Source organism: Alcaligenes sp. GW821-FHT11D07, from assembly GCF_058808495.1.
The window spans coordinates 591,286-618,283 of the sequence record NZ_JBXART010000001.1 but is presented as its reverse complement, the minus strand read 5'-3'; the positions used below and the strand labels follow the sequence as shown (position 1 = coordinate 618,283).

The window sequence follows — 26,998 nt, the reverse complement described above, 5'->3', positions numbered from 1 at the left end:
ATTCAAGGCTGCAGTATCTCTCCCGGCACCGAATAATACGGCCCCGCCAAACGCGCCAAAGGCTGATAATCTTGCATATTCACCTTGCCCTGCTCGTCTATCAAAGCCGTATCCACATGAAAAGCCAGCACTTGCAGAATATGCAGCTGGTTAATTCCACGTCCCAGATCCACCACCTGATCCAGCTTGCATTCCATTTGCACGGCGACTCCATCCAGACGGGGGACGCGAACTTGCTGACCAGGTAGCAAGCTCAGGCCCAGCTCCAGTACCTCGCTATGCCCCGGTGGCCATGCGGCTGCGCTGGCATGCACAGCAGCTAAATCTGACTGGCGACACATCTGCACCACACATTCTTTATTGGCCTGCAAGTTACGGGCCGTGTCTTTCAGGCTGCCATCCTCATTGCGATTAATATTGATCGCCAGCATGGGCGGGCTGTGCGCCACGTAGTTAAAGGAGCTGAACGGGGCCAGATTCACACTGCCCGATTCCTCCAAGGTGCATACCCAAGCGATGGGCCGTGGCACAATCAGGGACGTCAGCAGGCGATAGGCCATGTTGTCGTCCATGCCTTCACAAGACAGGCTGCGATAGCTGGGTGATGTGTCAGTCGTGTGCATAGGTGACCTAAATGAAGAGCTGAATGGTGGGCAAATATCCATCCACACTCAACAAGTCCACCCGCTTTTCTACGATCTCCCAAACCTGATCGACAGCGCGCAAACGGTAAGAAGCAGTAGCGGGCAAAACCTCGGTTTTTTGCTTCTGATACTCCGAATAAATCAGATTGGTTCGAACGGTATAGCAGCCGTCCTCGTCAGGATGTTCGGACTGAACGCGCGGGGTTTGAATCACGCGCAGACCACGCACGCCGGGTTGCAAGGAAAAGGCACGATGGTGCGACAAGCGATCAATACGTAAGCGCATCAACATGCGGTTTTCCAAGGCAATGCACATACGCCCTTCGGGGCTTTCCTGGCCGGATTCACCGGGAATCCAGTACAGGCCATCCTGCGCAAATAACTCATACCATTCATCAAAACGCCCCTCGTCCAGTAAAGCGTTCTCTTGCCACACAAAGTTCTGCAGGCTTTGTTGCAGGCTCTCCGTTTGCTCCAGACGCTGGCTTTGCTGCGGATTCAATTGCTGCTGCACCTGCGCCTTAAATTGCTGTTGCGGTTGCAGACTATCTTGCAATGCATGCTCTCCTTGGCCACTACGCTGACCCTGCTCTTGCGTCATCTCCATCACTCCTGCTCCTGCTGCGTCATGCCCTGCTTCCAGGCACGGTATTGGTTACGTATCACCCATTCATTATTGGCATCGTCAAAACTGCCTTTGCCTTGCACCCCTTCCTGTGCATCGTATTGACGCAGCAGATTGATCCACGGGTTGCCTTGGGCTTTCAGGCTGGCTTGCTGACTCTCGAACAAATGCACATCATCATGGGCAACAACGCTCATGGGCGAATAAACCAGACGGCTATAAGTCAGGCCGCGATCCAGCATTTCACTCGGCGCGCCCTTAGGCTGAAATACCCAGACCTCCAGCAAGGTGCGGTCTACCGCCAAAGGACGCAGCACGCGAATAATCTGTGGTGAACCCTTGGCCGCCATACTGGGGTAAAACACCACGTTTTGCGGGTTGAACCCCAGGACACGAGACGCTTTCTCTTCTCCCCAAGCTTCGTTCATCATGGCCTCATAGCCGGGAATACCGGAGTAGTCGGTATGAATGCTGAACTTGGTGCCCAGAATGCTGTGACCATTCGGGTAGGTTTCCACCCCCATACGCGAATAGAAGTCGTAGCCTGAGCCAAAGGGCAACAACTGCTCCAATGCCGTGGGGTCCTCTTCTTTGAAGACCTCGCCCACCTTGGCCGCTGCGCTGGAGGCTGATTCATGGGTGGAGATAGGATGCACGGTGTCGTTGATGTTCTCCATGTACATCTTCCAGTTGCAGTTGATGACAGTGCGAATCGAACCGCCTGCTACCTGCAGCTGGCCTTCCGGCGAACGGTCCGCCATATTGTCCAGCGCTTGCAAGACATCCCCGAAATACTCTTTCAGGCTGAAACCCTCTGGGCTCAAGCGCGCAAACACAAAACCGCGATAGACCTCGACCGCCCCCGGTGTGGACAAGCCACCAGCAGCCGGACACTGAGAGAACTCCGTGTTTTCATAAGCATTTTTCAGTGGCACCGCCAATAGAGAGCCATCCAGCTTGTAGGTCCAGGCGTGGTAAGGGCAACGCAGCATCTTGCCCACGTTCCCGCTGGACTCGCTGACCAGCCGCGCCCCTTTGTGGGCACAACGGTTCATCACCACTCGCACTGAACCATCGTTGTGGCGCAGCATGATGACCGGGCTTTGCCCCAGCGTCACCGAAATATAGTCGCCCGTTTTGGGCACTTGGCTTTCATGGCCTACATACAGCCAGGCGCGGCTGAACAGGCGCTCCATTTCCAGTTGGAAAACCCCCTCATCCAGATAAGCGTCCCGATGAACCTGGTGGTCCTGGGTCAGGCCAGACAGTGCGGCCTCGTTATTGGCGTAGCTCATAGTGCTTCCTGTAAATACGAGTAAAACGAGATTCAGACTGCTAAAGCAGGTGACGAAACATGGGCCACCTGCATCACTGTTGGGGCCTGACAATCCAGGGGCGCAGGCCATCGCTGACTGGAGTCATCGGGTGGCACACTGCCCAACAACAGACGGGTGTACGGGTGCTGGGGATGTGCAAAGACCTCGCTGGTATTACCTTGCTCCACCACTTCCCCGTTTTTCATGACCAAGACCCGAGTACACAGATAGCGGATCACCGACAAGTCATGCGAGATGAACACCACAGCCACTCCCAGCTCTTTATTCAGGCGCAGCAAAAGATTCAGAATCAAGGCCTGCACCGACACATCCAGACCTGACACAATTTCATCCGCCACCAGCAGACGCGGCTGCACACACAAAGCCCGCGCGATATTCACACGCTGCTTTTGACCGCCAGACAACTCGGATGAAAACCGTTGCCCCGCATCTTGGGCAATCCCCACCTGAGTCATCAATTCATCCGCCTTCAAACGTCGCTGCTCGGCCGTCAAACCGGGCTGCAACTCTAAAACCTGGGTGACAAGCTGCTGCACGGTGCGACGTGGGTTCAGAGCCGAATCCGGGTCCTGAAACACCATCTGAATCGTCTGCGACAAAGAGGCCCCCTGCCCGGCCTGGAACTGTTCACGTGCCTGCCCTTGCACCAGCACCTGTCCACCACTGGGCTGCAGCAATCCGATCATCAGTCGCGCCACCGTACTTTTGCCACTACCGCTCTCGCCCACCACTCCCACCATCTCGCCGGGCCGCACACTCAATGACAAGGGTTTCAAGGCGTACATCAGGCTACGACGCCCCCCACGCATTACGCGGTAGCTGCGTTCAACGTCACGGAATTCCACCAAGGGTGCCAATTCGTCTGACGGTGGCTGGGGCAAGACATGGAGCGCCGACGAGCTGGCGGCATCACGTGTCATACAGGGCCCCGCACAACTGACGCTGTGGCCGGGCCTAACCACTTCCAGCTCAGGAGCACGCTGCTCACAGAGGGCATTGCGACTGGGGCAACGGCGGGCAAACCGGCAGCCAGGCAAATCACGCATATCTTTCAGGCCGGGCATGATGTCCGCCAAAGAGGGCAAGGCATAGAGCGGACCATTCAAGGCCGGAGTGGCATTTTTCAGCGCCCAGGAGTACGGGTGCAAAGGCGTATCCAGCACGTCAGCAGCAGGACCTTGCTCGACCACATCGCCGGCATACAGGACCGCGACCTCGTCACAGACATGGGCAGCCATGCGCAGATCATGCGTAATCAAAATAACGGCGGTTTGATGACGCTGCTGCACATCACGCAAAATACGGATGATTTGCGCTTGGGTAATCACATCCAGAGCCGTAGTCGGCTCGTCGGCTACGATCAGTTCCGGGTCGCCGGAAAAGGCCATCGCTATCAAGATCCGCTGACATTGCCCACCAGATAGTTCGTGCGCATAGCGCCCCAGCATGGACGGCGGGTCCGGCAAGCCCACTTCTTCGAGACGCTCCAGGCAATATTGCTCACGCGCATTGCGGGCAATACCCAGACGAGCCAGATGCTCAAACATCTGCTGGCGTATGGTCAACACGGGGTTCAGGGAGGACAAAGGCTCTTGCGGCACAAACGCAATCTTGCGCCCCAACAAGCGACGCATCTGCGCTCCTGTCACCACCGAACCCTGAAAACACACCTGTCCCGACGACAAGCGCAAATTACTGGGCAACATGCCGGAAATCACCCGTCCGATCATGCTCTTGCCGGCACCAGACTCTCCCACCAGGCCCAAGGTGCGGCCGGCGTGCACCGCAAAAGACACCTTGCGCAGCAGCTCGACAGATTGCCCTTGCACCGGCACCGACACACTGACTTGTTTGAATTCAATCACTGGCACGCTCATCAGTGTGCTCCCCGTTGCTTGAGCCGAGGATCTAGCGTGGTGCGCAGGCCATCACTCAGCAAATTGAAACCCAGAACCGCGAACACAATGCCAATGACAGGTGCCATCAATCCCCAGCCCGCCTGGTAGATCTGGTCACGACCATCAGCGAGCATTACCCCCCAAGCCACCACATCCGAGGGCACGGACAAGCCCACAAAACTCAAAATGGCTTCCACCACAATAGCTACGCCCATTTGCAAACTGAACAAGGTCACAATCAGCGGGGCCACGCTGGGCAGGACTTCACGCAACATGATGCGCAGATGTGAAAATCCCAATAGATGCGCTGCGTACACATAGTCCCGCTGCCGCACGACCAGCACTTCGGCACGCACGACACGGTAAAAACGCGTCCAGTCCACCAGCACTACGGCCAAAATCACATTAAACAGACCTGTGCCTAAACCCACCATCAACATCATGGAAAAAACGACGGGTGGAAAGGCCATCCACAGCACCACCAGCGAGCTGACACCGCGATCAAACCAACCGCCGATATACCCCGCCAAAATGGCCAGGACAGTGCCCAGCACCATCGTGCCAGCTGCCGCTGTTACCGCAACCTGAAAAGCAACCCGGCTGCCATAAATCAAGCGCGACAAAATACATCGGCCCAGCCCGTCCGTTCCCAAGGGGTATTGGGCCAAACCACCGTCCTGCCAGGCGGGCGGCAAAAGCGTGGCCAAGAGATCCTGGGCATTGGGATCATTGGGAGCAATCAAAGGAGCAAACAAGGCGACCAAAGCGAAGATCAGCACCAAGGTGCCACCGATCAGGACTTTGGGATGGGCCAGCACCGGCCGTAGCCGCGCTTGCCAAAAAGAATGTGGATGCGCGCTCATGCGGACCTCAAACGTGGATTCAAAACGCTGTACAAGCCATCGACACAGAAATTGACCGCCAGCACCATCAAACAAAACACCAGCGCCACGCCCTGAATCAAGGGCAGGTCATGGTTCTTGATGGCTTGCACCATCAAATTGCCTATGCCGGGGAAAGAGAAAATGACCTCGATCAGCAAGGTGCCACCAAACAAAAAACCAAACTGCACACCGATCAATGTCAGGGTGGGCAAAGCAGCGTTCTTGAGCATGTGCACCAGCAAGACACGCCACTCGGGCACGCCGCGCAAACGCGCTACGTTCACGTATTGGCTGTTGGCAGTTTCGATCAAGCTGGAGCGCAATACCCGGATCACGATGGGACTGAAGGCCAGAGCCAAAGCCAGGGCGGGCAATATCAGGTGCGAGAAGGCATCCCACCAGGCTTGCCATTGACCGCGTACCAGCAGGTCAAACAGTAAAAACCCCGTGCCACCATCGACTGCTGGCGTGCCTTCCATACGGCCCATAAATGGCAAAACGGGAAACAGCACCCCAAAGACCACAATCAAAATAATGCCCCACAAAAAGGAGGGCACTGACAAGAGCAGCACCAATACAAAGTCAGCCACAAATTCGATTTTTTTCTTGTCCACCAGGTACAGGACAATTCCGCCCGGAATGGAGATCAACAAGGCCATCAACAAGCTGATACAGGCCAGCTCCAAGGTGGGCGGCAAAGCCTGGGCCAGCAAACCGGTTACGGGTTGGTGAAAGAAAATGGAGTTGCCCAGATTGCCGCGAAAGACACCACTTAGCCAGACTTGGTACTGGTGCAGGGCTGAACCATCCATGCCCAGTTCAACACGCAGTGCCTGCGCATCGGCCTCTGTAGCCGACGGGGGCAGCATCATGCCCAAAGAATCCGCAGGAATGACACGCAGCATGAAGAACACGATCATGGACAACACAAAGGCTGTCACCAGCACGAAGACCAGCTTGCGCGCCATCAGGAAGCAAACGTTTTTCATGAACAGAACCGCAGGAAAAATACGCCGGGGCCAGCCCGGTAGACCACCCCGCGGCCACAGGCTGCGGGGTGCATGAAAGGCTTACTGCCAGGAGTATTCCTGCGGCAAGATGTAGCCCGTCTGATAGGTATTGAGCTTGAGCCCTTTCTTGTAGGCAATCGTGGAAATGGACTGCAGCACCGGCAGACTCCAGGCCTGTTCCGCCGCTTCGCGGTTTAAAGCTTGATAGCCCGCTACGCGCTTGTTCTCATCCATCTGGCGATTCAGCTCATCCAGGGTGCCAGCCAGACGCTCTTCCTTCCAGGTAGAGAAACGCAGGCGCGGGTCCAGAATACGGCCCGTGAAAATCTCCGGATCGCCCGTCGCGTTGGCCCAGCTATACAGCATCACACCGCTTAGCTTGGACGAATGGCTTAGCTCCAGATACTTGGCTACCGTAATTTCTTCCACTGTAGTCTGCACGCCAATCTGGCTCCACATCTGCGCTACGGCGCGCGCCACGTCATAGTCCGAGGGGAAGGTATTGTTGGTGGAGTACAGGGTGATGGTCAGCGGTTTTTCCGTGCTGTAACCGGCCTTGGCCAGCTCCTCTACGGCCGCTTTCTTATCAAACGGAATGTTCAGATCCGGCACATCACCCGGCGAACCTTTAGTGGCCAACACCGACAAGGGCTGGGCCGCATTTTTGTAGAAGGCGCGGGACAAGCCTTCCTTATCGATCGCCATATTCATGGCTCGCCGCACATGCACATCTTTAAAGCTGTCTACATAGCTGGGCATCTGCAGGATATAGATCTCGCTGTAGGGATAGACCTTGGCTTCCAGCTTGGGATTTTTCTCCAGACGGGTGATTTCACGCACCGGAATTTGTACCGACACGTCGGCTCGGCCTGACTCCACCGCGGCGACCCGTGCGGACGAGTCCGGCACGATCTCGAACACCACATGCTTCAAAGCCGGAGCGCCTTGCCAATAGTCTTCAAAGGCTTCCAAGGTAATTCGGGAACCACGCTGGTAATCGCTCAGCTTGTATGGCCCCGCACCAACGGGACGTTTCAGGAACTCAACCTCTCCCACTTTTTCAAAGTACGCCTTGGGCAAGATATAGGCAGACAGGAACGCCAAGCCTTTAGGGGCTGTGGGTGTGGGCGAGCTGAAATGAATCACCGCCTCCAAGGGTCCGGTAATTTCCACCGACTCCAGCGTGGGCAGCATGCCATTGAGCGCCAGTGTTTTTTTGTTGATGGCACGGTCAAAAGTGAACTTCAAATCTTCAGCGGTGAGGTCACTGCCGTCATGGAATTTCACCTTGTCGCGCAGCTTGACCTTCAAGGCCTGACCCGTCTCATCCGCCCACTCCCAGGACTCGATCAGGCGGGGCGCCACCTGCAAATCGTCACCAACAAACAGGGGGGAATCAAAAACAGCCTTGTAAATTGATTGCCCGGCCGGGAAAGTAACCGAAGTCGGGTCCCAAGACGGGATATCCACCGGGAAAGCGATTTTCAACTCATTCCCAGCGGCCTGGCTGGCCGTCCCCCAGCCCATCATCAAGGCCGCCCCCAAGGCCAGCCCCATCACGCTTTTTCGCAACGCTTTCACCATGTGTCCCCTTTTATTTTTTCACTTCACTCCAGCGGCAACCCGCCTTGCTAAAAAGTATATAGTTTATTCTTAAATTAATTGGATAATGGTTTTCCCTATAATTTATACCCTTAAAAATCAGCATATTATCTAAAAACAAAACAATATACTTTTTATTAAAAATGACCGATTTCAAAGATAGATTGAACTGGGATATAGCTCAGGGCCAGATTCTGGATGCCGATCGGCGTTACCTGATGATGCGTGCCGATGTACTGATGGGGCTATTTCGCAGCCTGGCTGAACCCGCCCGAACGCAGGCGCTGGATGCCTTGGGGCAAGCTGTGATGGAGCAAGGGGGCTTATCGGCCAAGGCCTATTGGGACGCCATCAATCACGACCCGCAGGCTTTGCTGGACAGCATTGCGGATATTTCGGCACAGCTAGGCTGGGGGAACTGGGATATTCAAACGGCAGCTGGCGCAGGTTTGCAGGTCAGCGTGAAAAACAGTCCCTTTGCCTGGGGGTTTGGGCCCCATGATCAGCCCCTGTGCCGACCTATCGTTGGTATGCTTACAGCCGTTGGCAAACTGATCTACGATCAGCACGTCCAGGTGCAGGAAATTCACTGCTGCGCACAGGGCCAACATGCTGATTGCCTGTTCACCGTCTTACCCAAAACCAATGAATAAAAACCAGCCTGCCGCTCCCAAACTGAACATACGCCAGCAGGTCTATAAGCACTTGCGCAGCCGCATGCGCAGTGGCGACATCAACTATGACAGTCGTCTGGTCGACCATGAAATTGCCGCCGAGCTGCAAGTCTCGCGCATGCCGGTGCGCGAAGCCCTGTTGCAACTGACTAATGAAGGTCTGTTGGAGGGGACATCACGCGGCTTTATGCTGCGGCGCTTTACCCCGGCTGATATTGCTCAGATTTTTGAGATACGCATGCTGCTGGAGCCAGAGGCCGCGGCCGCCGCCTGCGTACAAGCCAGCCTGGAAGGTCTGGCCTTGATGAACAAGGCCGCCAATGCGGCCGAAAAAGCGCATGAGGCCCAAGACCCCATGCAATACATGATTGCCAACGATGCCTTTCGGGAAAGCTGGATTACGCTGTGTCCCAACCCACACATGAGCACCATGATTTTGCGTCTGAGCGACCATGTGGAAGCAGTGCGTTTAGCCACCTTGCGCGATACTCGATATCGCGAGCTGTCCATGCAGGCAACCCGTGGCATTTTGCAGTCTTTTCTGGACAAAGACCCGGATCAAGCCCGAGAGCATGTACGCACAAACTTGCGTCATGCGTCCATGAGTTACTACGCCACGCTGGACGAAATGCTGGAGCGCCAAAGCAGTTAATGGCTACGGGTCGCCCTTAAGGCTCAAGCTTGTGTTGAGTGCTGTGGGCGATGGCTTTAGCAATCAGGGCAATGGCTGCATTGCGCTCTTCGATAGTTGCCTCGGTTTGCGTCACGTATACCGCTGCAATCAGGGGGGAACGCTCTGGCGGCCACATGACAGCCACGGCTGCACGCGTTCCAAAGCCCCCACTGCCCGTCCGGTCAGCGATCTGCCAATCGGCTGGCAAGCCCGCCCGCAGCAAAGGCCCACCTACTTCGTTATTACGCAGCCAAGCCGTCAGCCGTTCTTGCGCAGGCCTTTCCAGCGCACTGCCCAGCACTAGCGATTGCAGTGTCTGCACCATCACTTCCGGGGTGGTGGTATCACGCGGATCTCCAGGTTTGGCTTCGTTTAGCGTCGGTTCATTGCGGTCCAGTCGTGTCACCGAATCACCTATCGTGCGCAGAAAAGAGGTCACCGCCCCGGGACCGCCCAGCAACTCCAAAACCCCGTTAGCAGCGGTATTGTCACTATTGCGCAAAGTGATGGCACACAGTTGCTCAGCAGGGATCTTCTGGCCAATCAAATCTTGGGTGCTTGGCGCATACGACTGTATGTCTTCTGCTTGAACAAGCCACGCGGTGTTCAGCGCTTTATCCCCGCGAGCAAGCAAGGCAGCGCAAATCAGTACTTTGCTTGTACTGGCCATGGGAAAGCGCTCATCAGCACGGTAGTGCCACTCCCGCCCGTCTGCCGTATCCAACACTGCCAGCCCGACTCGCGCTTGCAGCTTGGCCTCAGCCTCTTGAGCGGCCAGGATCATCGGATCAGGCCCTGCCCCTTGCACATTCAGGGAGCAGCCTGCTGCGGCCAGCGCAAACACGGCCCATAGTCCTGAAATTCTGCATGCCGCCATCTGCTCATCCTTTATGAAGACTTGCTCTTCCACCCCTATCCTGACACCAATGCCCATTTAGCTCTTATTCAGGCAAGGATCAGGGCTCAACCCTGGCACTCGCCTCTGTTTTGGTCTCGCTCTTTACTGGCGCATCCATTTCTTTCAAGGTCGGGTCATCAATATTGCCGGTTACGGCATAGGTGACGGACAAATGGCTACGCATCGGAATTTGCATTAGCCACTGCGTCAGCAAAGCGCCCACCCCCACCATGGGGTTTACGGTGAAGTACGCCGCAATCGCCGCGCCACTCATATCCAGATTTGGGTTGACCACAGCGATCAAATCCAGCGTCTCATCCTTGATATCTATCCAGCCTTTCAGGCTGATTGCCCCCGCTGGGCCTCGAATCTGGTAATTATCTAGCTCCAGCTTGCCCTGTTCCAGGTTCATGCGGCCAGTCAGGCTATCGAACGCAAAGCCTTGTTTGACGGCGCCAAACAAGTCCAGATCCAGACGACTCAAACGTGCAATAGACTGCAAGCTTAGCAATTCCAGCAGCTTGGCTGAACGAGACTTCAAGCTGATGAAGCGCCCTTTTTTAAGATCAACATTGAACTGGCCGCTGATTTTGCGCTTATCAAAAGTCCAAGGGAAGTCCCCCCAGAACAAAGCCGCCTGAACGGTGCCGTCGCCGTCTTTAACCGACTCGGTGAGCAAGCCGCTGGTATCGACAAAGTGGCCCAAATTATCAATCTGGCTATTGGCGATCAATTCCAGCCCACGCTCAGGCCCACGCAAGGTCAAAGACCCATGTCCATTCAACTGCATGCCGGGAGCCTTCACGGTGAAGCTGTCCAGCTTCCAATGGGTGCCCGCACTACCCGGTTTTCCCTTGGCCTCCAGCCTGCCAAAGTTCATGCCATGCACATGCAGCTCATCTACCTTCAAGAAGATGGCAGGCAGGTGCAACTCCTGATCCTCAGGCAGATCAAGTGCCGGCCACGCCCAATCAGGACGTTGATTATCAATGTACAAACGGGCGAAATTAGCGCTAAACAAGCCGGTATAGCGACCATCCTTATGCTGTGCTTGCAAACGCCCCTCTGCCTGCTGCGCTCTCAGGCTTAAATACAGTTTGCCCGCCACATCCTCAGTGCTTTCCAGCTCCAGCTGATCCAGTACTTGCCCCATGAAAAAGGCCTGGTCAACATTCAAACGAATCCGCTCCAGCAAGGGCAATAAAGGACGCGGGGACGACTGCAAGGGGCTGCCATCCAGATTCTGGCCGAACTCCTGCACCACCTGTTCCCACGCATCCAGATCTACCCGCTTATAACGGCTGTGTAATTCCAGGCCACGGCTGGGCCAGCCCACCAAACCGGGGGTTCCCATACTGCCACTTTGGAAATAACTACCCTGACTGGAGCCTTGGGCATGGAGCAGATTCAATAAAAAGGTCTGCTTATCCTGCAGGCTGATCTGCAAACGATCCATTTTGGTCGCGGAGTCACTACGCCAATCCGCCTTCAACTTAGCAGCGCGCGCGGCGGGCTTATCGAAAGGCTCGGGCAGATTTAATGCCAGACCGGTCAGGTCTGACTCGGCAGACGCAGAAAACGAGCCTTTGGGGTCTAGCCGCATCAACAGGCTGTAAGGTGTTTGCCCTTGCAAACGCTGCACACCTTTTAGTTCCAGATACTGCTCCAGACCTTGGGAAGTCAGCACTCCATTCAGGCGCAAACCAGGCTTGCCCGGCTCCAGCACCCCACTGATCTGAGCAGCACCGCCCAATACCTTGCCCGTCAACGTCTGGGCACTCACGCCTTTTTCATTGAACGCCAATTCCCCCTTCAAAGCAGTCACTGAAGGCGCTTGCGGCATGTACTGGAACTCTCCATTACTCATCTGGATTTGTCCCTGAACCTGGGCCTCATCAGCATCATCCAAAGGGATCTGCAACTTGATGGGAACAATCCAGTCACCCTTGACCCGGCTCTCGGAGAGCAGGCCATCCAGCAAGGAATCCAGAGGGGATTGCAGCACCAAGCCCAGATAGCTGTTTGCGGGTGCCTGAGAGACTCCCTCCAGCTTCAAGAAACTGTGTTCTTCCAAGGCAGTGATGTACGTCCGGATATCACGCAGCTGGATGTCTTCTTGCTTGGCGATCGGCATGCGTGCCTGCTGCGCCATGATGTCCAGATTGTCATTGTGCATGCGTATGCTGCCCTGCACGCCTTCCAAACGAGGCCAAGCCAAACGTGTCGGACGTGCAGGCTGGTAATCCACAATGCCATCATCCAAAGACCCGGCCACCTCAAAGCTGCCGTCATCCGGGCTTAAGCCATAAGGGAATGTATCCAGGCCGCCTTGCACACGGATTGTCCCGTCCCGTACCGCGCCCTGCACCAATCCAGCCTGCATCCACTCGCGCGCCAGAGGATTCACCGTCAAAGGCAGGTAATTCACCAAGGCCCCCAGATTCAGGTACTTGAACTGTCCTTGCCAATCCGCCACCCCGGCGTCAAAGTGCGCATCCTCACGCCAGCTTCCCCTCAATTGGGCATCCAGATCCGGATTGCGTAACGCCAGATTCATCTGCCCTAAAGTAAGTTGGCCCTGCTCGTCACGGCTAATGGTGCCTTGGGCGTTCAAGTGATCAACGGCCACATACTGAGCAAACACGTCTGGCAGTCGCAACCCCATGTCGCTCATCCCCAGCGACCACTGCATATCTCCGCTGCGCCTGCCGTGGATCAAGTCTTGCAGGCTGATCAAATCCCCGTCTAGCTCAAGAGAGGCTTGGCCCAATTGCACACGCTCGCCGCTGTCCGCCAGCACAGCCAGATCCCGCACTTGAGCACTCATCTCCAGGTGTACTGCTTGGGTGGTTGGCGTCTGGCTGGCTTGAGCTCGCAGATCAAGCCACGCTTTATCCAGTTCAACAGGTACGTCCAGCCAGGGGCGCAAAGCAGGCGTGTCCACACCTTGAGCTTGTACGTTCAGCTCCCAGGGAAGTTCAGTGACATCCGCACTTGCAGGCAAACGGCGCTTGCCCTGTACCCGCAAGGCCAAAGTGATGGATTCACCTAACTGAGCGGGCAAGGCAGCTGCCATATTTACTTCATGCCAGCCTTGTCTATATCCCATCCGCAGATCAATCGCTGGCAGGCTCAAGGTGGGAGCCCCCCGCAAATCGTCCTGCCATTGCAAGGAGGTGCCTTGAATGCGTATGCCACGCTGCTGAAGCAACCAACGAGCCGGGCCTTGCCAGGCCTGGGGCTCATCGGTGCTGTCCTCATCCAGGTCCACAGCCTGGCCCATCACCCAGATCTGCCCGTGTGCATCGCGCCGCACGGGAATCGTCAAACCTTGCACGTTCAGCTGACGCAGCTGCAAAGAGCCACTGAACAAGGACTTCCAACTGATGTCGGCATCCAGTTTAGGCAGTTGCAACATGGGCGCTTGCCCCGGCTCCGAGACCGATAAGCCGGTGACTGTGATATTGGGATTCCAGCCTTGCCAGTCGCCTTTTAATTCTTGTATCTGGACCTGCAAGCCGGTTTGCTCACTGATCTTTTGCACCAGGTAAGGACGCAGATTATCCAGTTGGGGCACGAGCAGGTAACGTAGCCCGACAAGGCTCAGCATCAGCGCAAAATAGAGCAATAGCGCCAGTCGCACAAGCCCTCGAACTACCATGCAATCAATTCCCGAGTATAGTTAGATGCGGTCATTTCCGGCATTGTCAGACCTGTGATTGCCACTGGTCTTCCCCCTATCTCCGAAAAGCCTCTTATCGTATGAGCCCGTCCATTATATTGAAGCCGGTGATGCAATGGTCCGGCCCCTTGCGTCGAAAAGTAAACGCTCAGCCACAATTTGGAGACTGGCTAGAGCAGCAGTCCCAGCATGCGCTGACCCCTGCCCTGATTGCGCAATGGTATAGGACTTTATTACCCGAGCCTGATAATGACCGCTTGGCTCAGGTACGCCAGACTTTGCGTCAGCTGCGCGAGCGGGTGTTTTTAGTGCTGATGATCCGCGATATCAATGGCTGGGCGCCGCTTGAAGAAGTGATGCAAGCCATGAGCAGCCTGGCCGATCTGGCGGTGGCGCAGGCCTACGAAACAGTAGCGAAGCAACTGGCCGAAATACACGGCATTCCCAAAAACCCGGACACTGGCCTGCCCCAAGAGATGATTATTTTGGGAATGGGCAAGCTGGGCGGGGGCGAATTAAACGTGTCCTCCGACATTGATCTGATCATGCTCTATGACGAGGATGGCGAGACCGATGGACGCCGCCCGATCAGCTACCACGAGTTTTACGGCAAAGTGACGCAACGCATGATGCCAGTACTGTCAGATACCGATGCCTTCGGGCAGGTGTTTCGCACTGACTTGCGCCTGCGTCCCGACGGCGACGCAGGCCCTCTGGCCTGGAGCATGCAGGCACTGGAAAACTATCTAGTCAATCAAGGCCGCGAATGGGAACGCTATGCCTGGATCAAGGCTCGCCCTATCAAAGCACAAGCGTTTGAGGGCAGCCGTCTGGCCAGCGACGTGCACCATTTTGAGGCGCTGCGCACGCCCTTTGTTTACCGCAAGTATTTTGACTTTGATGCCCTGTCCGCCTTGCGCGGGCTGCGAGAGCGCATCCGGCAGGATTGGACGCGTCGCGCCCTGAATCGCAATGGAGTGGAAACCTGGCACAACATCAAGCTGGGTGATGGCGGTATCCGGGAAATTGAATTTGTCGTTCAGCTGAACCAACTGATTCGCGGGGGACGCCAGCCTTCTTTGCAAACCCAAAGTTTGCACAAAGCGCTGCAAGGCCAATGTGCCGCCGGTCTGTTGGATCAGGAGGTTTGCGACAAACTGCTGGCCGCTTATACCTTCTTGCGCCGTGTCGAACACCGCCTGCAGTATCGTGAGGACGAGCAAACCCACCTATTGCCGCAGGACGATGACGTACGTACGGAACTGGCTGCCACCTTGGGAATGAGCCTTGGCGATTTTGACAAGGAACTGGCTCTGCACAGAAGCTTTGTGTCCCATACCTTTCGCAACGCTTTCCGGCTGGCCGGCATGGGTGAAGAGGCGGCCGCTGAACCTCTTGCAATCCCTGCCACTCCCGAGCCCCAAGCAGAGCAAAGCCAGGCCCTGCAAGAGCGGATTGAGCAGCTACGCCAAGCCCTGCTGAACAGCCATCGCATCCGTAGTCTGCCCAATGCCAGCCTGGACCGAGTTCAGCGTCTGATCCCCCTGGCCCAAGACTACGCCTGCCGCTCCCAAGACCCGGAAAATACAGCTACCCGGCTGTTCAACCTGATCGAACTGATTGCCCAGCGCAGCGCCTATCTGGCCTTGTTGGCTGAATACCCTGACACGCTGGCTCGTGTCGCTCGTATTGTGTCGGCCAGTCCTTGGGCAGCCCAATATTTGGCCCAGTACCCGCTCTTGCTGGACAGCCTGATCGAATGGCATTCGCTGATGGAGATTCCGGACTTTGACGCCTTGTCCGAACAGATGTGCCGCGACCTGGACGCCTGCCGCCTGCCTGATGGTCAGGCCGACGTCGAACAGCAAATGAATATGATGCGCGACTGGCAGCACCAGATTACGTTCCAGTTGCTGGCGCAGGATCTGGAAGGTGTGCTGACGGTGGAGGCCCTGGCCGACCAACTCTCCGCACTGGCCGATATGATGTTGGCCGAAACACTGGAACGTACTTGGCCGCTGACGCGCCCCCGCTCCCTGGGGCCGGAGCACGATACCCCACCGCGCTTTGCCGTGATTGCCTACGGCAAGCTGGGCGGCAAGGAAATTGGCTATGCCTCGGACCTGGATTTGGTGTTTCTTTACGACGATCCCAGCCAGGACAATGTGGAGCGCTACATCAAGCTGGCACGCCGCATGACCAGTTGGCTGTCCGCCATGACTTCCTCTGGCCGACTCTACGATATTGACTTGCGCCTGCGCCCGGATGGAGATGCTGGTTTGCTGGCTGTTAGCGTAGACGCTTTCGAGCAATACCAGACCCGCAGCGCGTGGTCCTGGGAGCACCAGGCAATTACCCGTGCCCGCTTTGTAACGGGTGATGCCCAGATTCAGGCCCGCTTTGATGAGATTCGCCGCTCCATTCTGCTGATGGAGCGCGACCGCCGCAAACTGCGTGCCGACATTTTGGATATGCGCGACAAGATCAGCGCTGGACACCCCAACCGCAGTGAGCTTTTTGATCTGAAACATGATCGCGGTGGCATGGTGGATGTGGAGTTCATCACCCAGTACCTGGTGCTGTGTTACAGCCGGGAGCATCCCAAGCTGCTGGAAAACCTGGGCAATATCGCTCTTTTGGGTATTGCAGCACAGGCGGGCTTGATAGACACCGACCATGCTCAGGAAGTGGCCGATGCCTACCGCAGTTTGCGTCGTCGCCAGCACGCTTTGCGCCTGGAAGGAGCCGAGAAAGCGCGTGTTCCACAAACGGAATTGACGCAAGAGCGTCAGGCAGTAAGCCGTCTGTGGGATCAGGTGCTGGGGTACTAGGGCAACAGATTGATTTCACTAAACTTTGCCAAGAATCTACAATAGGCGCATTGATTTATTGTGCGACCGACTCGGGACGCCTTTTTCTCGGATTCAGATTCATGTCCACTCAGCCCAATCGTCCAGTCCTGACCATGCCGCAGGAGCGCCAGAAATTACTGCTGCACTCCTGCTGCGCCCCCTGTTCGGGCGAGGTCATGGAGGCCTTGCATGCCTCCGGGATTGAATACACCGTTTTCTTCTACAACCCCAATATTCACCCGGTGCGCGAATACGAGCTGCGCAAACAGGAAAATATTCGCTTTGCCGAGCAGCACGGAATCGAGTTTATTGACGCCGACTACGACGTTGATAACTGGTTTGATCGTGTACGCGGTCTAGAACACGCCCCCGAACGTGGGGAACGTTGCACCGTTTGCTTTGACATGCGCTTTGAGCGCACCGCCCTCTATGCCCATGAGCATGGCTACGACATTATCTCCAGCGTCCTGGGCATTTCGCGCTGGAAGGATATGGACCAGATTAACGACTGTGGCGAACGTGCTGCGGCCCGTTATCCCGAAATGAAGTACTGGACCTATAACTGGCGCAAAGGTGGCGGCTCGCAACGCATGCTGGAGATCAGCAAGCGCGAAAACTTCTACCAGCAGGAATACTGCGGTTGTGTGTACTCGCTGCGCGATACCAATCGCCACCGCCGCGCCACCGGTCGTCCCCGCGTTGAAATCGGCGTGAAGTTCTACGGCAAGGATGAGCTGGATCTGACGCCTCCCCCTGCCCCTCAGCCAGAAAACGCGTAAACCCAGAAAAGGTTCTGGAACGCGGCTGATTGCATCACGCCAAGAACCACCTCTAGGCAAGAAACCAGTCCCAGTTGCCACCCTTAAAACCGGCCTACGCCCCGCCTCATACGCAAAGAAAAAGCGCCTTGGATTTCCAAGGCGCTTTTTTTACTTCGGTATGGCGACGGCTTGTCAGGCTGCTCCTAAGCTTAAGGCTACTTGTACCCTTGGTGCTACCGCTTGCATAAGCTCATCAAGCGGTAGCCCTACAGCCTTCAGCTCCTCGGCATCACTGGATGCTGCGGTCAAACACAAACTCGCCATCTTTCCAGTCCACAGGCACGACATCTTTAGGACCAAAGCGGCCTTCCAGAATCAAACGTGCCACCGGGTTCTCGATGTGCTGCTGAATAGCCCGTTTCAATGGGCGGGCACCAAACACAGGGTCGAACCCAGCCTTGGCCAACTGCTCCACGGCAGCCTCACTGACATCCAGATGCATATCACGTTGAGCCAAGCGCTGATCCAGACGCTGCAACTGGATACGGGCAATAGACGCAATGTGCTCCGCTTCCAGACCGTGGAACACCACCACCTCGTCAATACGGTTCAAGAACTCGGGGCGGAAATGCTGCTTCACTTCTTCCCACACCACTTCCTTGATCACATCGTAAGGCTCGCCCGATAAACGCTGAATATGCTGCGAACCCAAGTTAGAGGTCATGATGATTACCGTATTACGGAAGTCCACCGTACGACCTTGGCCATCGGTCAAACGACCATCGTCCAGCACCTGCAAGAGCACGTTAAACACGTCGGGGTGAGCCTTTTCGACCTCATCCAGCAAAATCACCGAATACGGTTTGCGACGCACGGCTTCGGTCAGATAACCACCCTCTTCGTAACCCACATAACCGGGAGGCGCCCCAATCAAACGAGCTACCGAGTGCTTCTCCATGAATTCGCTCATATCGATACGAATCATGTGATCCTCGGAATCAAAAAGGAAGTTGGCCAATGCCTTGGTCAGCTCAGTCTTACCCACCCCGGTTGGCCCCAGGAACAGGAAGGAACCATACGGACGGGATGGATCAGACAAGCCCGCGCGCGAGCGACGAATGGCATCGGACACCAGGCGTACCGCCTCGCTCTGACCAACCACACGCTTATGCAGATAATCTTCCATCTGCAAGAGCTTCTCGCGCTCACCCTGCATCATCTTGGAGACAGGAATACCGGTAGCGCGCGACACCACTTCCGCGATTTCCTCCGCACCCACCTGAGTACGCAGCAAACGAGGCTTATCCTGATCAGCCTTGTCCATATTGGCTTCAGCCGCTTTCAGGCGCTCTTCCAGCTCGGGCAGCTTGCCGTACTGCAGCTCGGCCAACTTATCAAACTGGCCTTTACGTTGCAGCTCGGCCATCTCGGCACGAACTTTCTCGATTTCTTCCTTCACAACCTGCGAACCTTGGACAGCTGCTTTTTCAGCCTTCCAAATCTCCTCATAATCGTTGTACTCGCGTTGCAGCTTTTCCATCTCATCATTGATGGCCTGCAAACGACGCTGAGACGCTTCGTCCGTATCCTTGATCACGGCTTCACGCTCGATCTTCAACTGGATAATGCGGCGGTCCAGCTTGTCCATGACCTCGGGCTTGGAGTCGATCTCCATACGGATACGCGCAGCTGCCTCGTCGATCAGGTCAATGGCCTTATCGGGCAAGAAACGATCCGTGATGTAACGCTGCGACAGCTCGGCAGCCGCCACAATAGCCGGGTCGGTAATCGCAACACCGTGGTGCAGCTCATAACGTTCTTGCAAACCACGCAAAATCGCAATGGTGGACTCCATGTCCGGCTCATTGACCAGTACTTTCTGGAAACGACGCTCCAACGCAGCGTCTTTTTCAATGTACTGGCGATACTCGTTCAGCGTGGTTGCGCCGATACAGTGCAACTCACCGCGCGACAAAGCCGGCTTGAGCATATTGCCCGCGTCCATCGCACCTTCAGCCTTCCCTGCGCCCACCATAGTGTGCAGCTCGTCGATGAACACAATGGTCTTGCCATCGTCCTTGGACAGCTCTTTCAGCACCGCTTTCAGGCGTTCTTCAAATTCGCCACGGTACTTGGCGCCAGCCAGCAAAGCGGCCAAATCCAGCACCAGCACGCGTTTGCCCTTCAAGGTTTCAGGCACTTCGTTATTCACGATACGCTGAGCCAAGCCTTCCACAATGGCGGTCTTACCCACCCCAGGCTCACCAATCAGCACAGGGTTGTTTTTGGTACGACGCTGCAGGATCTGGATGGTGCGACGAATTTCGTCGTCACGGCCAATCACTGGGTCCAGCTTGCCCAAGCGAGCACGCTCGGTCAGGTCAGTGGTGTACTTGTCCAGGGCTTCGCGGTTGCTATCGCCCTCGGCGTCGTTCACATTGGAACCGCCACGTACGGCTTCAATAGCCGCTTCCAAGGCGCGACGTTGCAAACCAGCATCTCGCAAGGCGCGACCGGTTTCGCCCTTGTCGTCCGCCAGAGCCAAAAGAAACAGTTCGCTAGCGATATAGGTATCACCACGCTGGGCGGCTTCCTTGTCCGTCTTGGCCAAAGCCGCTTGCAGGGCCGAGCTTAACTGCTGCTGACCTTCTGCCCCTTGCACTTTAGGCAAGTTGGAAATCAGGCGATTGAGCTCATTTTCCAGACGAGGGATAGCCACACCCGCACGAGCCAACAAGCTGCCAGTGCCAGAATCGGCATCAGCCAGCAGGGCGACCAGTACGTGGGCGGGTTCCAGATAGGGATTATCTTCGCGAACAGCCAGGCTTTGCGCATCCGCTAAAGCCTGTTGAAACTTCGTTGTCAATTTATCGATTCGCATAAAATTTTCACTTGAGAAAACATGCGATAAGCTAAAGCAAACAGTTACTAAATACTGCGTGCCCAGATCTCGCAACAAATAACAGGATGAATTGAAGATAAGGACAAAAACCCAGTATTCAAGTGTTTAGATCGCTTTTAAACAACAACGGTACAATTGAAGCCGTACTGCTCTGTACACGGCTTGGGGAGCCGTTCCCCGCTTGCTGCGAGCCTTAAGAACTAAACATATTAAGGATTAGCGGGAATACCCATCAATAAAAAGCTACAATTACACTTGATTTGACTCAAAGATTTAGCGTTTCGCCATCTGAAACTATTCCTTATGCTTATGCAAAAACGTATCTCGGTTACCGCTGACTCCATACGCTGCTCCAGCTGTATGCTCAATGAGGTTTGTCTGCCTCTTGGGATGCCTAAGCACGAAATGGAGCGGCTGGATGAATTAGTCAAGGAGCGCATCCGCATCCCTAAGGGCGGCGTGTTGTTTCGACTGGCCGATTCAGTCGAGGGAATCTATGGTCTGCGCTCCGGTTCGATCAAGATGCAGCTGGAAGATGCCACCGGCCACATCCAGATTACAGGCTTTTTATTGCCGGGAGAAATCCTGGGCATGGATAGCCTGGTTGAGAACCGACATGTATCACACGCTATCGCCCTGGAAGACAGTGAAGTCTGTGTGATCCGCCTGGACGATCTGGACCGCTTGTCGGCACAGTTGCCCATCTTGCAGCAGCAGTTCCGCCGTTTGATGAGCAAGGAAATCAACCGTGCCCATCAACTGATGATGACATTGGCTGGACTGCGCTCCGAACAACGCTTGGCGGCCTTCTTGTTGAATCTGTCTCAACGCTTGTCGCTGCTTGGCTATTCGCCCTACGAATTTATCCTGCGCATGAGCCGGGAAGAAATCGGAAACTTCCTGGGCTTGACACTGGAAACCGTCAGCCGCCTGTTCTCGCGCTTCGCACGTGAAGGTTTGCTGAAAATCGCGCAACGCGAAGTCCATCTATTGGATCTAGCCGCCCTGCGCACCCTGGCAGGCACAGAGTGCGATTAAATCGATAGCCTCCTACCACATAGGGTGCCCTTGCATTAAACGCTCTACAGCCCGCCTTATCCAGGCTGTGACAGCAAGGCAGAAAAGCCAGCTCATAAAAAAAGCACATGCAATTTGCATGTGCTTTTTTTTCTTCGGTACGGCCTGAATCAGTCCAGGCCGTCGGCCGGCTCTGCCAATGCCGCTGGCGAACCGGACGACATATACAGGCTTAACGCACACGCCACCGAAACAGCCAACCAAAACAGAAAAAACGCGACTGTGTAAAAGGTCAGGCGATCTACCTGCATATGACCAAGCACAACAATGTCCAGCGGGTCCACCAAAGCAAACACAACTGCACTGAGCACACCAGCGACCAGGAATGAAGGCCACAGTATCCACATCAACGATCGGATGGTCATTCGTACCCCCTTCTTGAACGGAAACATACTTCTCTCAACCCTAGCGTAACGGTGAATCCAATCTCTTAGCGCTGCTCTCGTGCAGGCTCGGACTTGCTGACAACCAAACCTTGCTTGACCCCACCATCAGTAATCCCCTGATTACTGAAGTTCTGGAACGCCAAGACAATGGTAATAGCACAACCAATAATTGCCAGAGCAGGCCCGGCCATCAACAACCAGGGCCACGGCTCACGCCACCAAGGTCCACTGTCTTTTGAATCGTCCATGTTTTGCTCTTTATAAAGTTACTGAGGAATATAAAAACTGCTGCGTTCGTTCACGTAGGTCTTGCGGCCCTTTTCGTGCTCCCCCACTGCCTGAATGGAAATATCATACAGGCCAGGCTTGGCACTACTAATTGGGACTTGCACCACGACCGGCAATAAGCTGTTGCCTGCCGCCGCCACATGAATATGATCCTGTCCATTTTCAGTCAGGAAAATACGGGCGCCTTCCAGACCAGACACGGACAGCTGCAGATCCATGGCCTCCTCGGAGGTATTGATCACCTGCAAACGGAACACGTTTTCAATCAGACCACCCGGTACTTCTCGTCCCAGGGCTCCACGGTCACGAATGACGTCTACCCGCATCGGTGTACGCGTTGCCAAGGTGTAGACAAAAGCACCACAGATCACGGCCAGAATCAGGATGTAGGAAATCACCCGGGGGCGCAGCATGCGTCGGCGCACCTGCGGCTGCGTCATGCGCTCTTTGATGGCACGCTCGGAGGTGTAGCGGATCAGCCCTTTCTCGTAGCCCATCTTGTCCATGACCTGATCACAGACGTCCACACAGGCGCCGCAGCCAATGCACATATATTGCAGGCCATCCCGGATATCGATACCGGTCGGACAGACCTGCACACACAGGCTACAGTCCACACAGTCCCCCATACCAGCTTCTTTGTGATCGATCTTGCGAGATCGCCCACCCCGGGTTTCACCTCGCACGAAGTCGTAAGTCACCACAAAGGTATCGCTGTCCACCATGGCACTTTGGAATCGTGCGTAGGGGCACATGTACTTACAGACGGCCTCGCGCATGAAGCCGGCATTGCCCCAAGTGGCAAACGCGTAAAACAACAACCAGAACCACTGCCAGGGGCCCAGGGACAAGGCGATCAACTCGCCACCCAGTTCACGGATGGGAGCGAAATAACCAATGAAGGTAAAGCCGGTCCACAGAGCGATCACCACCCACAGGAAATGCTTGGTCGCTTTAAGACGTAATTTTCGGGCGTTCCAGGCTTGTTCATCCAAGCGGATACGCGCTAGACGGTCCCCTTCCACCTTGCGCTCGACCCACATGAAGATCTCGGTATAGACCGTCTGCGGACAGGCATAGCCACAGAATAAGCGGCCAGCCATTGCGGTAAAGAGGAATAGGGAAAAGGCCGATATCAGGAGCAATACCGTCAAGTAGATGACGTCCTGAGGCCAAAGGATCATGCCAAAGATGTAGAACTTGCGTTCCAGCAGGTCAAACAGCACAGCCTGGCGGCCATGCCATTCCAACCAGGGCAAACCATAGAAAATGATCTGCGTGAAATACACCATCCAGACCCGCCAGCGGGCAAAGACGCCCTTGACGGATCGTGGATAGATTTTGCTGCGTACATCGACCAGCGCCTTCTCGACTTGCGGAGAGGTTCCACCCGCTCCTTTGGTGTTACGTGGAGGTTGCCACTTGGGCACAGTTCCCTGCGCTTGGTCAGCGCCGGGTTGGGAAGATTCACTACTCATTGCAAGTCCTGAAGGCGTCAGATCGATTTAAAAGACATTAGTTAGCCGGGGCTGGCTCAGCATTGGACAAGCCCCACACCCAACCTGCCAGCAAGCGGATCTGCTCGGGAGTCAGCGTGCCTTTTTGTGCAGGCATCTGATTGGTGCGACCTTGCAGGACGGTCTGAACGATAGTGGCTTCGGAACTGCCATACAGCCAGTAATCGTCCGTCAAGTCAGGAGCACCCAGCAGCGCATTGCCCTTGGCATCGGCACCGTGACAGGCAAAACATGCACTGTCGTAGACGCGTTTACCGGACACCAGACGCAGAGGATCCGCCGCCAAACCCGACAAAGAACGTACGTACTGAGCGACATCAGACGCTTCAGCAGGGCTGAATTGCGCTTGTGGCGGCATCATCCCGGTACGGCCTTCGGTAATGGTGTGCAGAATCTGCTCAGGCTCACCGCCCCACAACCAGGCTTTATTGGCCAGGTTAGGGAAGCTGGGAGACCCTTGGGCATCAGAACCGTGACATTGTGCGCAGTTGTTCAAGAACAGGCGCTGACCAATTTCACGGGCTTCCTTATCGCGAGCGATATCTTCGATAGGCATTTCGCGGTAACGGGCGTACACAGGCTCCAGGCGAGCATTGATCTCGGCCTGTTGCTGCTTGACCTGCTGACCGGCGGTAAAGCCCAGCGTGCCCTTGTAGTTACCCAGGCCGGGATACAGCACCAGATAACCCAAAGCAAAGATACACAGACCGATATACATCACGGTCCACCAGCGTGGCACGGGGTTATTCAGTTCAGTCAGGTCACCGTCCCAAACGTGGCCGGTTTCCTCTACTTCAGCCGCCTTGCCCAGGAATGAACGCTGGGTGTAGAGCAACCACAAACAAAACACGATACCGAGCAAAGCGATGCCGGAAATCCAGAGGCTCCAGCCATTAGAAAAAAAGTCACTCATTCGAACCCCCAGGGTTTTTATCGTTGCATCCCTCGTCGGGCAAGGCGAAAGGCAGGAGAGCTGCTTCCTCGTTGGCCTGGCGGCGTCCTCGAGAGAACGCCCACCAGCAAATACCAAGGAAGGTCACCATCGCCAAAGTTGTCATTACGGCGTTGATGATGGCTACCATTTAGAAGCTCCCTTGCTCCACAGCCTTGGCGGCTGCGTCGCGACTGGCCACACCCAGACCTTGCAGATAAGCAACAACCGCATCTTCTTCGGTCTTGCCTACCAATTGCTCTGGAGCAGCATCGATTTGTTCTTGCGTGTAAGGCACACCCAGCGAACGCAACACCTTCATGCGAGCCTGAATGTTTTCACCTTCCACCGAGTTTTTCTGCAACCACGGGTAGGCCGGCATGTTGGACTCTTTCACCACATCACGCGGGTTGCGCAAGTGGATACGGTGCCATTCATCGCTGTAGCGCTCACCCACACGGGCCAGGTCAGGACCGGTACGCTTGGAGCCCCACAGGAAGGGGTGGTCGTACACGGATTCACCGGCCAGCGAGTAAGGGCCGTAGCGCTGAACCTCGGACTGCAGCATACGAATCTGCTGCGAGTGACAGCCCACACAACCTTCGCGAATGTAGATATCGCGACCAATCAGGTTCAAAGGCTCGTAAGGCTCAATGCCCTCGGTAGCTTGGGTTGTCGAATGTTGAAAGAACAAGGGCACGATCTGAACCAGACCGGCGATGGAAATCACCAAGATGCTGAGGATAATCAGTAGCCCGGTATTTTTCTCGATCGTGGCGTGCGAGAAGCGCTTATTAGTGTCATTAGCCATGATTTACTCCTTAGGCCAGCAAAGTGGTTTGACCCACCAGCGCTGGGTCGCGGGCATCTGGATTCTTGAGTGGCACAACTGGGTTGACGCCTTTTTGACCCGAACGAACTGTCAGGAACACGTTCCAGGACATGATCAAGATACCGGTCACAAAGAAGGCACCGCCCAGAGCGCGAATGGCGTAGAAGGGATACGTAGCCTTCACCACTTCCACAAAGCTGTAGGTCAAGGTGCCATCAACACCGGTAGCACGCCACATCAGACCTTGCATGACACCGGCAATCCACATTGCAGCGATGTACAAGACAACGCCCAGGGTAGCCAGCCAGAAGTGCAGATCGATCAAACGAGGACGAGCCATTTCGGTACGGCCGTACAGACGCGGGATCAGGTAGTACAAGGAGCCGAAGGTAATCATGGCAACCCAGCCCAAAGCGCCGGAGTGCACGTGGCCAATGGTCCAGTCGGTGTAGTGCGACAAGGCGTTGACGGTACGGATCGCCATCATGGAGCCTTCAAACGTCGACATACCGTAGAACGACAATGCCACCACCATGAACTTCAGAATGGCGTCGGTACGCAGCTTGTGCCAGGCACCCGACAAGGTCATGATCCCGTTGATCATGCCACCCCAGGAAGGAGCCAGCAAAATCAGGGAAAAGGCCATACCCAGGGACTGGGTCCAGTCTGGCAAGGAGGTGTAGAGCAAGTGGTGAGGACCTGCCCACATGTACGTGAAGGCCAGCGCCCAAAAGTGAACGATGGACAAACGGTACGAGTAAATAGGACGGTTAGCCTGCTTGGGGATGAAGTAGTACATCATGCCCAAAAAGGATGTGGTCAAGAAAAAGCCCACAGCGTTATGACCGTACCACCACTGCACCATCGCATCCTGTACACCGGCGTAGGCCGAGTAGGACTTCATGAAGCTGACAGGCACTTCCAGGTTGTTGAAAATGTGCAGCACAGCAATGGTCACAATGTAGGAGCCAAAGAACCAGTTGGCCACATAGATGTGACGCACACGGCGTTTGACGATCGTGCCAAAGAACACCACGGCGTAAGCCACCCAGACCAGCGTGATCAGGATGTCAATGGGCCATTCCAGTTCGGCGTACTCTTTGGAGCTGGTGTAACCCATAGGCAGCGTAATGACCGCAGCAACCAGCACCGCTTGCCAACCCCAGAAGGTGAACGCTGCCAGCTTGTCGCAGAACAAACGGGCCTGACAGGTACGCTGCACCACATAGTAGGATGTTGCGAACAAGCCGGTGCCACCAAAGGCAAAAATCACGGCGTTCGTGTGCAATGGACGCAGACGTCCATAACTGAGCCACGGCGTGTCGAAATTGAGTTCTGGCCAAATCAACTGCAAGGCAATAAAGAGGCCTATTGCCATGCCGATGACGCCCCAAAATACGGTCATGATGGCGAACTGCCTCACTATCCCGTAATTGAAGACTTCGGCGTTATTTCCGACTGCATCGGAAGTGCCCATTTGCTTCCCCTAAACAAATACTGTTAATACAAGCGACAACAACGTACA

Annotated in this window: 22 protein-coding genes; 5 read left to right on the top strand and 17 right to left on the bottom strand. The window is 55.5% G+C overall.

The window, feature by feature from the left end; genetic code table 11:
* Positions 1–2 precede the first annotated feature (2 nt).
* The 7 genes from AC1RSM_RS02825 to AC1RSM_RS02795 form a co-directional block, all read right to left on the bottom strand.
* Positions 3–623 carry a flavin reductase family protein gene (locus tag AC1RSM_RS02825; protein ID WP_492929276.1) on the bottom strand — a complete coding sequence of 207 codons (621 nt, stop codon included), beginning with the start codon at positions 621–623 and terminating at the stop codon, positions 3–5.
* Positions 624–630: 7 nt separating this feature from the next.
* Positions 631–1,245 carry an aromatic-ring-hydroxylating dioxygenase subunit beta gene (locus AC1RSM_RS02820; protein ID WP_492929273.1) on the bottom strand — a complete coding sequence of 205 codons (615 nt, stop codon included), beginning with the start codon at positions 1,243–1,245 and terminating at the stop codon, positions 631–633.
* 5 nt (positions 1,246–1,250) lie between these two features.
* A complete protein-coding gene (locus tag AC1RSM_RS02815; protein ID WP_492929271.1) occupies positions 1,251–2,564 on the bottom strand; it encodes an aromatic ring-hydroxylating oxygenase subunit alpha in 1,314 nt (437 codons plus the stop codon).
* 32 nt (positions 2,565–2,596) lie between these two features.
* A complete protein-coding gene (locus tag AC1RSM_RS02810) occupies positions 2,597–4,483 on the bottom strand; it encodes a dipeptide ABC transporter ATP-binding protein (protein ID WP_492929269.1) in 1,887 nt (628 codons plus the stop codon).
* Positions 4,483–5,367, bottom strand: a complete 885-nt coding sequence (locus AC1RSM_RS02805) for an ABC transporter permease (protein ID WP_492929267.1) — start codon at positions 5,365–5,367, stop codon at positions 4,483–4,485. The genes AC1RSM_RS02810 and AC1RSM_RS02805 overlap by 1 nt, the downstream gene beginning before the upstream one ends.
* Positions 5,364–6,377, bottom strand: coding sequence for an ABC transporter permease (locus AC1RSM_RS02800; protein ID WP_492929265.1), 1,014 nt, complete (start codon positions 6,375–6,377; stop codon positions 5,364–5,366). Before AC1RSM_RS02800 ends, AC1RSM_RS02805 begins: the two co-directional genes overlap by 4 nt.
* 81 nt (positions 6,378–6,458) lie before the next feature.
* The gene (locus AC1RSM_RS02795; RefSeq protein ID WP_492929263.1) at positions 6,459–7,982 is read right to left on the bottom strand and encodes an ABC transporter substrate-binding protein; all 1,524 of its coding nucleotides are present in this window, start codon (positions 7,980–7,982) and stop codon (positions 6,459–6,461) included.
* 182 nt (positions 7,983–8,164) lie between these two features.
* Here AC1RSM_RS02795 and AC1RSM_RS02790 point away from each other — a divergent pair, with 182 nt between their 5' ends.
* Positions 8,165–8,653: a V4R domain-containing protein gene (locus AC1RSM_RS02790; RefSeq protein WP_492929261.1), complete on the top strand. Its 489-nt coding sequence runs from the start codon at positions 8,165–8,167 to the stop codon at positions 8,651–8,653.
* Complete coding sequence (locus AC1RSM_RS02785) at positions 8,646–9,326, top strand: GntR family transcriptional regulator (protein ID WP_492929259.1); 681 nt, start codon at positions 8,646–8,648, stop codon at positions 9,324–9,326. Before AC1RSM_RS02790 ends, AC1RSM_RS02785 begins: the two co-directional genes overlap by 8 nt.
* A 16-nt stretch (positions 9,327–9,342) precedes the next feature.
* Here AC1RSM_RS02785 and bla read toward each other — a convergent pair whose 3' ends face one another.
* Positions 9,343–10,224 carry a class A beta-lactamase gene (gene bla / locus AC1RSM_RS02780; RefSeq protein ID WP_492929257.1) on the bottom strand — a complete coding sequence of 294 codons (882 nt, stop codon included), beginning with the start codon at positions 10,222–10,224 and terminating at the stop codon, positions 9,343–9,345.
* Positions 10,225–10,303: 79 nt separating this feature from the next.
* Positions 10,304–13,906, bottom strand: coding sequence for a YhdP family protein (locus AC1RSM_RS02775; protein ID WP_492929256.1), 3,603 nt, complete (start codon positions 13,904–13,906; stop codon positions 10,304–10,306).
* Between the two features lie 101 nt (positions 13,907–14,007).
* Here AC1RSM_RS02775 and glnE point away from each other — a divergent pair, with 101 nt between their 5' ends.
* Together glnE and AC1RSM_RS02765 are read left to right on the top strand one after the other, a co-directional pair.
* Positions 14,008–16,758 (top strand): bifunctional [glutamate--ammonia ligase]-adenylyl-L-tyrosine phosphorylase/[glutamate--ammonia-ligase] adenylyltransferase, encoded by a 2,751-nt coding sequence (gene glnE, locus AC1RSM_RS02770; RefSeq protein WP_492929254.1) that lies wholly within the window; start codon positions 14,008–14,010, stop codon positions 16,756–16,758.
* 101 nt (positions 16,759–16,859) lie between these two features.
* On the top strand, positions 16,860–17,558 hold the full coding sequence (locus AC1RSM_RS02765) for an epoxyqueuosine reductase QueH (RefSeq protein ID WP_492929252.1): 699 nt from the start codon (positions 16,860–16,862) through the stop codon (positions 17,556–17,558).
* Between the two features lie 271 nt (positions 17,559–17,829).
* On the opposite strand, the gene clpB is transcribed toward AC1RSM_RS02765, so the two are convergent.
* A complete protein-coding gene (gene clpB, locus AC1RSM_RS02760) occupies positions 17,830–20,421 on the bottom strand; it encodes an ATP-dependent chaperone ClpB (RefSeq protein WP_492929249.1) in 2,592 nt (863 codons plus the stop codon).
* A gap of 330 nt (positions 20,422–20,751) precedes the next feature.
* Here clpB and AC1RSM_RS02755 point away from each other — a divergent pair, with 330 nt between their 5' ends.
* Positions 20,752–21,480 carry a helix-turn-helix domain-containing protein gene (locus AC1RSM_RS02755; RefSeq protein WP_492931427.1) on the top strand — a complete coding sequence of 243 codons (729 nt, stop codon included), beginning with the start codon at positions 20,752–20,754 and terminating at the stop codon, positions 21,478–21,480.
* A gap of 149 nt (positions 21,481–21,629) precedes the next feature.
* Here the strand turns inward: AC1RSM_RS02755 and AC1RSM_RS02750 are convergent, their stop codons facing one another.
* From AC1RSM_RS02750 to ccoN, 7 genes are all read right to left on the bottom strand, one after another.
* Entirely contained in the window at positions 21,630–21,884 is a 255-nt protein-coding gene (locus tag AC1RSM_RS02750) for a hypothetical protein (RefSeq protein ID WP_492929248.1), read from the bottom strand.
* A gap of 65 nt (positions 21,885–21,949) precedes the next feature.
* Positions 21,950–22,153 carry a FixH family protein gene (locus AC1RSM_RS02745; protein ID WP_492929246.1) on the bottom strand — a complete coding sequence of 68 codons (204 nt, stop codon included), beginning with the start codon at positions 22,151–22,153 and terminating at the stop codon, positions 21,950–21,952.
* A gap of 18 nt (positions 22,154–22,171) precedes the next feature.
* A complete protein-coding gene (gene ccoG, locus AC1RSM_RS02740; RefSeq protein ID WP_492929244.1) occupies positions 22,172–23,671 on the bottom strand; it encodes a cytochrome c oxidase accessory protein CcoG in 1,500 nt (499 codons plus the stop codon).
* 37 nt (positions 23,672–23,708) lie between these two features.
* Positions 23,709–24,623 (bottom strand): cytochrome-c oxidase, cbb3-type subunit III, encoded by a 915-nt coding sequence (gene ccoP, locus AC1RSM_RS02735; RefSeq protein WP_492929242.1) that lies wholly within the window; start codon positions 24,621–24,623, stop codon positions 23,709–23,711.
* Entirely contained in the window at positions 24,616–24,792 is a 177-nt protein-coding gene (locus tag AC1RSM_RS02730) for a cbb3-type cytochrome oxidase subunit 3 (protein ID WP_492929240.1), read from the bottom strand. The genes ccoP and AC1RSM_RS02730 overlap by 8 nt, the downstream gene beginning before the upstream one ends.
* Entirely contained in the window at positions 24,793–25,452 is a 660-nt protein-coding gene (ccoO, locus tag AC1RSM_RS02725; RefSeq protein WP_492929238.1) for a cytochrome-c oxidase, cbb3-type subunit II, read from the bottom strand.
* A gap of 10 nt (positions 25,453–25,462) precedes the next feature.
* Positions 25,463–26,950, bottom strand: a complete 1,488-nt coding sequence (gene ccoN, locus AC1RSM_RS02720; protein WP_492929236.1) for a cytochrome-c oxidase, cbb3-type subunit I — start codon at positions 26,948–26,950, stop codon at positions 25,463–25,465.
* Positions 26,951–26,998 lie beyond the last annotated feature (48 nt).

Excerpts from the sequence above, each read along its gene's own strand:
- ccoN (WP_492929236.1), bottom strand. The coding sequence starts at position 26,950 with ATGGGCACTTCCGATGCAGTCGGAAATAACGCCGAAGTCTTCAATTAC.
- AC1RSM_RS02755 (WP_492931427.1), top strand. The coding sequence starts at position 20,752 with ATGCAAAAACGTATCTCGGTTACCGCTGACTCCATACGCTGCTCCAGC.
- bla (WP_492929257.1), bottom strand. The coding sequence starts at position 10,224 with ATGGCGGCATGCAGAATTTCAGGACTATGGGCCGTGTTTGCGCTGGCC.
- clpB (WP_492929249.1), bottom strand. The coding sequence starts at position 20,421 with ATGCGAATCGATAAATTGACAACGAAGTTTCAACAGGCTTTAGCGGAT.
- AC1RSM_RS02825 (WP_492929276.1), bottom strand. The coding sequence starts at position 623 with ATGCACACGACTGACACATCACCCAGCTATCGCAGCCTGTCTTGTGAA.
- AC1RSM_RS02795 (WP_492929263.1), bottom strand. The coding sequence starts at position 7,982 with ATGGTGAAAGCGTTGCGAAAAAGCGTGATGGGGCTGGCCTTGGGGGCG.
- AC1RSM_RS02805 (WP_492929267.1), bottom strand. The coding sequence starts at position 5,367 with ATGAGCGCGCATCCACATTCTTTTTGGCAAGCGCGGCTACGGCCGGTG.
- AC1RSM_RS02820 (WP_492929273.1), bottom strand. The coding sequence starts at position 1,245 with ATGACGCAAGAGCAGGGTCAGCGTAGTGGCCAAGGAGAGCATGCATTG.
- AC1RSM_RS02745 (WP_492929246.1), bottom strand. The coding sequence starts at position 22,153 with ATGGACGATTCAAAAGACAGTGGACCTTGGTGGCGTGAGCCGTGGCCC.
- ccoO (WP_492929238.1), bottom strand. The coding sequence starts at position 25,452 with ATGGCTAATGACACTAATAAGCGCTTCTCGCACGCCACGATCGAGAAA.
- AC1RSM_RS02730 (WP_492929240.1), bottom strand. The coding sequence starts at position 24,792 with ATGGTAGCCATCATCAACGCCGTAATGACAACTTTGGCGATGGTGACC.
- AC1RSM_RS02800 (WP_492929265.1), bottom strand. The coding sequence starts at position 6,377 with ATGAAAAACGTTTGCTTCCTGATGGCGCGCAAGCTGGTCTTCGTGCTG.
- ccoP (WP_492929242.1), bottom strand. The coding sequence starts at position 24,623 with ATGAGTGACTTTTTTTCTAATGGCTGGAGCCTCTGGATTTCCGGCATC.
- AC1RSM_RS02750 (WP_492929248.1), bottom strand. The coding sequence starts at position 21,884 with ATGACCATCCGATCGTTGATGTGGATACTGTGGCCTTCATTCCTGGTC.
- AC1RSM_RS02810 (WP_492929269.1), bottom strand. The coding sequence starts at position 4,483 with ATGAGCGTGCCAGTGATTGAATTCAAACAAGTCAGTGTGTCGGTGCCG.
- AC1RSM_RS02815 (WP_492929271.1), bottom strand. The coding sequence starts at position 2,564 with ATGAGCTACGCCAATAACGAGGCCGCACTGTCTGGCCTGACCCAGGAC.
- AC1RSM_RS02775 (WP_492929256.1), bottom strand. The coding sequence starts at position 13,906 with ATGGTAGTTCGAGGGCTTGTGCGACTGGCGCTATTGCTCTATTTTGCG.
- AC1RSM_RS02765 (WP_492929252.1), top strand. The coding sequence starts at position 16,860 with ATGTCCACTCAGCCCAATCGTCCAGTCCTGACCATGCCGCAGGAGCGC.
- glnE (WP_492929254.1), top strand. The coding sequence starts at position 14,008 with ATGAGCCCGTCCATTATATTGAAGCCGGTGATGCAATGGTCCGGCCCC.
- AC1RSM_RS02785 (WP_492929259.1), top strand. The coding sequence starts at position 8,646 with ATGAATAAAAACCAGCCTGCCGCTCCCAAACTGAACATACGCCAGCAG.
- ccoG (WP_492929244.1), bottom strand. The coding sequence starts at position 23,671 with ATGAGTAGTGAATCTTCCCAACCCGGCGCTGACCAAGCGCAGGGAACT.